The sequence below is a fragment of the Kitasatospora griseola genome, from assembly GCF_014648555.1.
Classification (GTDB): domain Bacteria; phylum Actinomycetota; class Actinomycetes; order Streptomycetales; family Streptomycetaceae; genus Kitasatospora; species Kitasatospora griseola.
This window is the reverse complement of record NZ_BMRI01000063.1, coordinates 8348-17224: the sequence shown is the minus strand read 5'-3', so window position 1 is coordinate 17224 and position 8877 is coordinate 8348. Positions and strand designations below refer to the sequence as shown.

Here is an 8877-nt window from a genome sequence, read left to right as displayed (position 1 = left end):
ACCACTTCGCCGCCTTCGCCAGCATCGCCGCAGCCCTCATCTGCACCCGGCGGCTCTCCAAATGAGATGTCTTCTTAGGTGAGGGGACGTTGGCGGCGTCCAGTTCGGCGGGGTGGAGGGGAACGGGGCTGCCATCGGCGCGGTAGCACCATTCGATGAGGTTGCCGCAGAAGCGGCAGGTGGAGGCGGCGGCGGAGCGCAGCAGGCGGGTGGGGCTGTTCGGGTCGATGCGCAGGGTGCGGGTGGTGGGTGTGCCTTTGCGGGTTCCGTCCCAGTTGAAGCCGGGGGTGCAGGGGGTGGGTGCCATGCCGGGGACCGTCGCACCGGACGGGTCGGGGTGTTGGGGCAGCGGGGCGAGGGTGTCACCCGTGGGAGGGGTGGAGGTCGTCGGTCAGGCCGTGTTGTGACCGCGCGTTCGAATCCGGCTGCTCGTTCGGGTGGTTGTCGTGGTGCCCCGGGGTGGGGAGAACGTCAGGTGCCGGAGGGGGTGTGGTCGTCGCAGAGTCTGGCGGTGAGGTCGCCCAGTGGGAGTTCGAAGGCGTGGGCGATGGCGTGCCAGGTGGCGAGGGTTCCGACGGTGCGGCCCTGTTCGATCTCGATGGGGGTGCGGCGTGACAGGCCGCTGTGCTCGGCGAGTTCGTCGTAGCTCCAGCCGCGGCCGGCCCGCAGGCGCGCGAGCTCGAGGCGCAGCGCGGCGAGGTTGGGGTCGGGTGGCGGGGTGATCACTGTGCTATCGCACGGTGCAGACCCCTGCCCTGTCAGTGCAGACCTCTGCCCTATTTCGCCCCCTTTCGCCGCTGTCCCGGCAGGGCGGGGCTCTGCACTAGGGTGTCCGCCGCTCCGTCCCGGGCTCCCCGCCGCCCGGAACCTCCGCGGGTGGTGGCGGGAACCGGCAGAGGAAGGACAGCGGGTGCGGCAACAGGGCGGTGCGGCGTCCGAGGGTGTGTGGTCGGCGGCCCTCGATGTGCGCCTGCGCCTGGTGTCGTGCCGCTGTGCGGGATGCGGGTATGCGAGCGAGCGGCTGGCGACTCCCTCGGCTGTGCGCGACGCGGCCATAAACCAGGTGCGAAACCGATCGAGCCGCCCGCCGGGACGAACCCGGGCGGGGCCGGCAGAGAGCGGCAAGCGCCGGTGGCAGCCCGGCCTGGCCGGGCCGGGTGCTCGACGGCCTGGCCGTCGGGGCGGCCCGCGGCGGCGGACAACAGTGTCGTCGGACACGAGAATGTCAGTACCGTTGGACACGAGAATGTCAGCGATTTTTGGCGCAGCCCGACTCGGTCTGCCGCGCACAGGTGCGGCTGGCAAGATCCTGGCGAACGTTCCCGAACTGCGCTCTGGAAGGACATCAGAGCCAGGACAACTCGGGTTTGCTTCTCAAACCGGTCAGGAGTTGGACCTCCGGGACCGGTCGTCCCGCAGAACGGCGGCCTCGCACCTCTTGCCGGAGAGCGTCGATCGTCGCATCGGCCCACGCAGGCTGCGCGGTGGCGAGGATCAACCTGTGCGCCCCCACGGCGGTGCAGCCATCGATGAGTTTGCAGATCTCTCGCTTCCTCGCCTTGGGGCTCTCGGCCAGGCTGTCGGTCTTCTTCGCCTCTCCCAACCACAGTTCGTCGGAGGTGGTGAGCGCGAAGTCGATCTCGACGAAGGGGCTGCCGTTCTTTAGCAGTTCGAATTCCTCCCCGACAAGGGCTGGCCGTGCCTGCGGCTGGGTGCGCAGGTACTGCGTGGCCAGGAGCGGCACGTCGCCGTCATTGGCAACCAGTTCCAGCACGGCCGGGTGGAGGTCGTAGAACCAGCGCGGTTCGCCGAACGGCTTCCAGCGATCCTGCGCAAGGTTGTTGTCCCCGCCGCAGCGTCGGCACCGGTACTGCTGGCTGATCTCAGCAAGGGGGTAGAACTCGAAGATCGGGCAGTGGCTGCAGCCCAGGACCAGCCCTCGGCGCAGCACGCCCTGGGTGGTCCACTCGTCGACCTGCGTGCGCGCTGCGGCGGCGTTCCAACCGTCCGACTCGTGTGCGGTGATCGCCTCCCAGGAAAGGACGACCGCGGACTTGAGTTTCCATGAGCTGTGCGCAGGTAGCTCCGCATGGGACGCGTCGGGCAAGAAGAGGCGCAGTATTTGCCAGCCGGAGCTGGCGGCGAGGGCTTCGAGGGCTTTGCGGGAGCCGAGGAGGCGTTCGGTGATGGCTGTGCGTTTGCCTGCGGCACTGGGGCGCAGCTGTGTTTCTGATGCTTGCGCGGCATGGTGGAGGATCTTCTTGATGCCTGGCCAGAGGAGTTTGGGGGCGGCGAGAGTGCCGGCCAGGGATGCGCCGGTGGGCACGAAGTCGAAGCGGTGCGACCAGTAGGTGATGCCGCCATCCGCGGCCCTGACGAAGGTATGCCAGGGGTCCTGGTCTGCGGTAGTGACTGCTGGGGCGGCCAGCTCCGGCAGCGGCGGAAGGGGGTGATTGGCGCAGGTGAGGGTGACCTGCCAGCGGTGTCTGGCCGCATCCAGGCCCGGCGGAACTTCCCCCGCCAGGGCGAGTGCGGCCATGAGGGAGCCGTCGGGCGCCACAGAGGCGGGCAGTGACCTGGGTTGCTCCCAGGCTGTCTGCAGTACGACCATGGAATGCCCATGGAGCTCCAGGTCTGACGGTTCGACGACTGTATAGGGGCGTTTTTCCTCTGCCGGTTCGATCAGTTGGTAGCCGCGTTCGTCCCAGAGTTTGTCGATCCGTGCCCGGACCTCGTCAGGGGTGAGCGAGGCACTGGTGACCTTGAGCTTCTCCGTCCCGTGGCGCCGGTCGAACAGCCAGAACGATGCGAGGGACACGTCCCCCTCCGGCAGCCATGCGACGTACTCGTGGAGCTGCCGGAGGACCTGGGCCAGTGCGAAGTCCTCCGGGCTGTCGCCGAGCACCATCGTGGAGCGAGCCTGCCGGTAGCCTCTGCGGACGGGGATGCATCGGGCCGCCCAGTGGGACATCATCGGTTGCGCGTCAGCTCCCGCCTGGGGGTGGAGATCGCTCAGGAGCGGCGACTCGTCTCCCCTGACCGCGGCCTCCAGCCACTGCCTGGGTTCGACGGTGCCTTCGTAGGGGGTCTTCTCCACTCCAACGTGCATCGCGTAGGCCAGCGCGGCGGGGGTGGTGACGAGCGGCTGCGGGACGCCGATCAGCGGAGCGGTCGCTATCGACGCCAAGGGTGTCAGGGACTGCTCGTCCTCGGCGTCGAACAGGCCGTACACATGGAGAAGTTCTTGTTCCCTCTGCCCGGCCACCAGGCGCACCCGCAGTGCGGCGGCGTCCTCATCGGCCTCTACCGCAGCCGGGGCACCCCAACGGTCCTTGCGCAGGAACTCCTCGAACTGCTCTGCGGCGGAACCGTCGGGAAGATCCCTCCGGGCAACCACGGCCTGGATCAGCCCGGGGGCAACCTCATCCGCAGTGCCCCACGTCGGAACGTACGGCACGACGTGGTCCGGCTGCAGACGGGCCAGGCACCGCTGCACCGCCGGGTGCCCGGCGGTGCCTGCGGGCAGGACCACGCTGCCGCTGCACCCCCACACCCCCGACAATCGAGCGAGCGCGGCCGCCGCCCATCGCACCCAGTCATCGCCGGCCGGGGCCACCACGACCAGGCGAGGCGGCCTCGCGGCATAGGAAAGAGGAAGGAACGTCAGCGGCTGCTCGGACACCCCACGAGTCTCCCAGAAGCACCACTCACCTCGGCTCCGGTCTCAGGGCGGCGTCGTTCAGGGGTTCTGTCCGGTTTGATCACGTGATGCCGAGGGTGGCCAGCGGTCGGGTGGCGTCTCGGCTGTGTTTGCGCAGGCCGGCGGCGATGTTGTCGCAGCCGGTCAGGCGGAGGGCGCCGATGGCCAGGTTGCGCAGTGCCGCCATGGCCCGGGGCGCGGTCCTGGTCCGCACGCGGGAGGCGTCTTCGGCGAAGGTGGTGTCGCGCACGTGGTGGATCTTGTTCTCGATGCCCCAGTGTTCGCGTACACGGTGCGCGATCTCGGGAGCATCGGCCTGTTCCGCCGTCAGGTCGGTGACTGCGTAGACACGTTCGAGGGTGACCTTCCCGGTGGTGACCGTCCGGCGGCGGCGCACGATCTGCACGGCCTGGGCAGCGTGGGGGAAGTCGAGGCCGCGGGTGACGGTGCAGGTCTTGACGCGGCGGATCTCGTCACGGCCGTGCTCCGTGGCGCGGGTCTTGTCCAGCAGCGGAACCTCCCGCCAGGGCAGCTGCTTCAGGTGCTGGTGCAGCAACGGCTGATTCCCCTTGATCACGGCGATGTAGTGGGCCTTCTTCTCCTCCACCAGGAAGCGGGCATGGGCTGTCTGGGAGTGCACGGCGTCGAAGGTGACCACGGTGTCGGCAAGGTCGAGGTCGACGAGCATCGGCCGGAAGACGGTGATCTCGTTGGTCTTGGCGCCGACCTCACGCTGGGCTGCGACCAGGCCGGTCCCGGTCATCGCGGCCAGAAGGTGGACCTGGGTGCCGTCGGCGCGGCGCGCGCCGCGAACGGTCTTGCCGTCCACGGCCAGCGAGCGGCGGTCGCGTCTGCCCAGGTCATGGTCGGGTGGCGGGCGGTCGGGGTCGCGGGCGGCGAGCCAGGCGCCGATCGCCGCGTCGAGGGCGTCGCCGTCCACGCGCTGCAGGATTCGGCGCACAGTAGCTTCGGCCGGGGCGGTGGGCCCGGCGGGTTCGCGGCTCGGGCCGCCGAGGGCGGTGAGCACGGCGGCCGGGGCGTCGGCTGCCCATTCCGCGATCGCAGTCAGGGATTTCGCGCCGGCCAGTACCGCGCACGCGGCGAGTGCGAGGACGAAGGCGAGGGGGTGGCGGCGCCCCTTGGCCCTACGTGGATCGGGAACGGTCGCGAGGCGGTCCAGCAGCTGCGGGTGTTCCCCGGGCTCGGCAGGGCGGCCGGTGGCGAGCCAGCCCAGGCCGGCGGGAATGGGCGATGATGATCGGGCAGGCACGGTCTTCCGCCTTGTGATGACAGCGGCCGAGATCCTTTCCCCGCGTACGGCCGCGGGTTCCCCGCTGGCGGGCGGTCCCCGCGGACGGCCAGTTGGACTCCCACCGGAGGACTGGCCTGTACGCAGGGTGATCCCCGCCGAGGGATGACCCGGGCCATGGTGGCGAGGGGCCTGGGCTGGGTTACCCGGCGGTCGGATCGGGGTGGATCTGCTCGATGCGGTCGCGCTTGGTGTACAGGTCCCAGTAGTGCTCGGCGAGGTCGTCCGGGTCGACGAGCGGGCCGACGCCTTCCGGCAGTGATGCGGCGGCGATCTCTCCCATCTCGCTGCGGGCGATGAACGCCGCGATGGACAGGGTTCCGGCGTAGGCGCCGATGTCGGCGAGCTCGCCGTTGAGGGAGTGCAGCCAGTTGCGGGCGGCGGACATCAGCGGGCCCACGCCGCTCATGTAGGGCCGCGACGCCACGGCGGTGTGGCCGGTGGTCATCAGGAACGCGCCGTCGCCGCGCTCGGCCCATTCGGGCAGCGCCGCGCGGACCACCTCGACCGGCGTGAACAGGAGAAGAGGGCTGTCCTTCTGCAGGGTGACGGCGTCCAGCTTGGTGGCGGGGGCGAAGCTCTGCTCACCGCTGATCGGCCCGTACTCGATGACGTCGATCCGGCCGAACCGTCCGCGGACGGCGTCGATGAGGGCGGGTACCTCGGCGGGCTTGGAGAGGTCGGCGGTGAATCCGGCCGCGTCGATGCACTCGCCGATGAGCTGTCCGACGAGTGCGTCGAGACGGTCCTTGCGGCGGGCGACGAGGGCGACGCGGAAGCCTTCGCGAGCGAAGCGGCGGGCGACGGAGGCGCCGAGCCCGGTGCCGGCTCCGAAGACGGCGATGACCTTGGACGTGTCGGGCATGGGGATGTCTCCTCGGGCTTTCTGGGGTGTTCTGACTGTTCAGCAGGGGTTCGAGGTGGGGTGGGTCAGCCGCGGGCGTTCCACACCAGCGGGGAGCGGCGGATCCAGGTCTCCTCGTCGACGGAGTCGAGGAGGAAGCGGGCGAGGTCGGCCCGGTTGATCCAGCGTCCGGGCGTGGTGACGTTGGCATCGCCGGCGCGCAGGGGGCCGGTGGCGGGCCGGTCGCTGAGGGCGACGGCGCGGGCGAGGGTCCAGTCGGTGTCGGAGGCGCGTACGACCTGGTCGACGCCGGTGTGGTCAGTGAAGCCGACCTTGACGTTCGACAGGTTGATGAATGCCTTCACCAGCGGGTTGAGGCGGGCCCAGTCGTCGCCGGCGCCCTGTGAGGAGGTCAGGACGATCCGGCGGATGCCCTGTTCGGCCATCACGGTCAGGGTGTTGCGGGCGGCGTCGGTCATGAACATCGGCGGGCTGACCGGCTTGGCCCAAGGGTTGTCGGAGGCGCGGGCGTTGTTCAGCACGCTGATCACCGCCCGGGTGCCGTGGGCGGCCTTGCGGATGTCGTCGATGTTCGCGGGCGTGCCCTGGATCAGCTCGACACCGGTCGGGGCGTGGACGGCGGAGGGGTCTCGGACGAGGGCGCGGACGCGGTGGCCGCGTTCGGCGGCCTGCGCCAGGACGTGGGTACCGGTGCGGCCACTGCCGCCAAGGACGAGCAGGTCGGTCATGGGAAGTCATCGCCTTTCATGGGCGGAGGGCCGGGCGGCGGGAGCCGGCCGGGGACGGATTCGGAAGGATCAGAAGGAGTACGGGCCGAAGCGGCCCCAGACCACCACGACGGCCAGGGCCAGCAGCACGGCGTTCATACCGATCGCGCTGTACTCCCGGCGGCGGACGTGGAAGGTGCCGGCCAGCACCATCACCACCGCGAGGCCGACGGCGGCGAGCGGGGTGAGGACCACCGCGACGCCGGTGGCGGCGGGCAGGACGAGGCCGAGCACGGCGGCCAGTTCGACCGCGCCGATCAGCCGGACCGTGCCCGGCGCGAGGTCCTTGGTGTAGGGAAGAGTGCCGGCGAGCCTGTCGATCGGCTGGGTCGTCTTCATGACGCCGGCCATCGCGAACACCGCGCCCAGCAGTCCCTGCAGGACCCACAGCAGGACGTTCATCGGACTCCTCGGTTCTGGATCACGGGGGCTATGGGGGGATTCAGCCGTGTGCGGGGACGGCACAGCCGTCCGGGCCGCAGATCGGGGCGTCACCGCCACCGGCGACGGGGGTGAGGGGGTGAGTGTCGTCCCAAGCGGTGCGGAGCAGGTCGAGCAGGGCGTCGCTGTCCCTGGCGCCGGGGACGCCGTAGCGGCCGTCGACGACGATGAACGGGGCGCCGGTCGCGCCGAGGCGCTGAGCGTGGGTCGCGTCGTCGCGGACCTGTTCGCGGTAGCGGCGCTGGGCGAGGGCCTGTCGGGTCTGCTCGCGGTCCAGGCCCAGGGTGTCGGACAGCGCCAGCAGGTCGTCCGGGGAGAAGACGGGCTCGGCCTTGCCGAAGTAGGTGTCGAAGATCGCGTCCCACGCTTCGCGGTTCTTGCCCTGGGCGGAGGCGTGGGCGAGGAACTCGTGGGCCAGGTCGGTGTTGCCGACCTGGTTGTCCAGCACCCGGTAGGGGCTCAGTCCCTCGGCCGCGGCCAGTGCCTCGATCCGCCGGGTCGACGTCTCGGCCTGACTGCCGCCGACACCGTGCCGTCGCAGCAGAGCCTCGCGGACGGAGAAAGTGCGGCCCTCCGGGAAGATGCTGCTGAGCGGGAACGAGTGGTGGACCACCTCCACCTCGCCGGCGTGCTCGAACCGCTCCACGGCCTGCTCCAGGCGGTGATGGCCCAGCCCGCACCAGGGGCACGTCACCTCGGACCAGATGTCCACCTTCACCGCGCACCTCCAATTCTTACGACTTGTTCGTAACGCCACGGTGGACCAGTATGAAAGGAGGTACAAAAGGCACATCCGTGTGCGTGCCGGAGAGGAATGTGCGTGATGGAACGGGCAAGCGAAGTGGCGACGACCGGTGAAGCGAAGGCGGTCGGGGCGGCGGCGATCGGGCCGTGCGCGGCGATCCCCGCCGAGCACATGGCCTTCATCCGCGAGGTCCTGGACCGCGTCGGCGACAAATGGAGCCTGCTGCTGATCGCCGTCCTGGAGCCGGGCCCGCTGCGCTACACCGACCTGCAGCGCCAAGTCCCCGGGATCTCCCAGCGCATGCTCACCCTCACCCTGCGCCAACTCCAGCAGGACGGCCTGATCGCCCGCACCGCCTACGCCGAAGTTCCCCCGCGCGTCGAGTACGCCCTAACCCCGCTCGGCCGCGGCCTCCACGAGATCGCCACGTCCCTGGTCGGCTGGGCCGCCGCCCACCACCACGAGATCCGTGAGAACCGGGCCCGCACGACCTCAGCGCAGCCGAGTACGGGTGCACGCGCCTGAGCTACCGGAGACCGTCACCGACGGTAGCGAAACACGCGGCCACCCGACCCCCCATCGGTAGCGGCGGGTGGAGGATTCCCGCTGGCCACCGACATGGTGACCAGGGACTCGACACCTCATGATCACTCGGAGGCCGTGCCTGCCTCCGTTCCAGCCCGATCCGCGAACCCCACGGCCACGTCAGCTGCCTGAATCGGCATCAAGACGGACACATCGCCTGAACGGCGCCGCCCTGGGTGGTCCCCTCAGATGCCTGCGAGCTGGACGAGTTGGTGGCGCCGTACGCGGGTGAGGTGGCGGTCTGGGACCGGTTGCTGCTCGGCGGCGGCCGGGCCGACCGGTGGGCGACGTCGTGGGTGATTGACGGTGATCAGGTCGTCTGGCCGGTGCGGGACTTGGAGTCGGTGGCGGTGCTGTCGTCGCAGCCCGTACGGCGGTTCACCTGGCTGCCGAGGCAGCTGCACCGGCCAGGGCTGGAGTTCCTGGTGTCGACCGGGCGGATGCACGGCTTCGAGTCGTTGGAGG

At 70.2% G+C, this 8877-nt stretch carries 9 protein-coding genes and 1 pseudogene; 2 read left to right on the top strand and 8 right to left on the bottom strand.

Translation table 11 applies throughout. From position 1 onward, the window contains the following. The 8 genes from IEZ12_RS36255 to IEZ12_RS36220 form a co-directional block, all read right to left on the bottom strand. Positions 1-307, bottom strand: a 307-nt coding sequence (locus IEZ12_RS36255; protein WP_229848650.1) for a DUF6083 domain-containing protein, incomplete at its 3' end; no start/stop codon positions are given. Between the two features lie 164 nt (positions 308-471). Next, positions 472-726: a helix-turn-helix transcriptional regulator gene (locus IEZ12_RS39805; RefSeq protein WP_229848648.1), complete on the bottom strand. Its 255-nt coding sequence runs from the start codon at positions 724-726 to the stop codon at positions 472-474. A 619-nt stretch (positions 727-1345) separates the two neighbouring features. Continuing rightward, complete coding sequence (locus IEZ12_RS36245) at positions 1346-3682, bottom strand: hypothetical protein (RefSeq protein WP_189278529.1); 2337 nt, start codon at positions 3680-3682, stop codon at positions 1346-1348. A 79-nt stretch (positions 3683-3761) separates the two neighbouring features. Continuing rightward, positions 3762-4970: an ISAs1 family transposase gene (locus IEZ12_RS36240; RefSeq protein WP_189278527.1), complete on the bottom strand. Its 1209-nt coding sequence runs from the start codon at positions 4968-4970 to the stop codon at positions 3762-3764. 181 nt (positions 4971-5151) lie between these two features. Further along, positions 5152-5874 carry an SDR family NAD(P)-dependent oxidoreductase gene (locus tag IEZ12_RS36235; RefSeq protein WP_189278525.1) on the bottom strand — a complete coding sequence of 241 codons (723 nt, stop codon included), beginning with the start codon at positions 5872-5874 and terminating at the stop codon, positions 5152-5154. Positions 5875-5939: 65 nt separating this feature from the next. Beyond that, positions 5940-6602, bottom strand: coding sequence for an NAD(P)-dependent oxidoreductase (locus IEZ12_RS36230; RefSeq protein WP_189278523.1), 663 nt, complete (start codon positions 6600-6602; stop codon positions 5940-5942). A 69-nt stretch (positions 6603-6671) separates the two neighbouring features. Continuing rightward, positions 6672-7043 carry a DoxX family protein gene (locus IEZ12_RS36225; RefSeq protein ID WP_189278521.1) on the bottom strand — a complete coding sequence of 124 codons (372 nt, stop codon included), beginning with the start codon at positions 7041-7043 and terminating at the stop codon, positions 6672-6674. Positions 7044-7083: 40 nt separating this feature from the next. After that, positions 7084-7800, bottom strand: a complete 717-nt coding sequence (locus IEZ12_RS36220; protein WP_189278518.1) for a DsbA family oxidoreductase — start codon at positions 7798-7800, stop codon at positions 7084-7086. Between the two features lie 105 nt (positions 7801-7905). Between IEZ12_RS36220 and IEZ12_RS36215 the strand changes: the two genes are divergently transcribed. Beyond that, positions 7906-8352 carry a winged helix-turn-helix transcriptional regulator gene (locus tag IEZ12_RS36215; protein ID WP_189278516.1) on the top strand — a complete coding sequence of 149 codons (447 nt, stop codon included), beginning with the start codon at positions 7906-7908 and terminating at the stop codon, positions 8350-8352. 236 nt (positions 8353-8588) lie between these two features. Next, positions 8589-8877: pseudogene (locus IEZ12_RS36210) on the top strand (hypothetical protein); the annotation flags it as partial.

Bases quoted from the DNA above. Each gene is read 5' to 3' on its own strand.
- IEZ12_RS36235 (WP_189278525.1), bottom strand. From the start codon at position 5,874: ATGCCCGACACGTCCAAGGTCATCGCCGTCTTCGGAGCCGGCACCGGG.
- IEZ12_RS36230 (WP_189278523.1), bottom strand. From the start codon at position 6,602: ATGACCGACCTGCTCGTCCTTGGCGGCAGTGGCCGCACCGGTACCCAC.
- IEZ12_RS36225 (WP_189278521.1), bottom strand. From the start codon at position 7,043: ATGAACGTCCTGCTGTGGGTCCTGCAGGGACTGCTGGGCGCGGTGTTC.
- IEZ12_RS36215 (WP_189278516.1), top strand. From the start codon at position 7,906: ATGGAACGGGCAAGCGAAGTGGCGACGACCGGTGAAGCGAAGGCGGTC.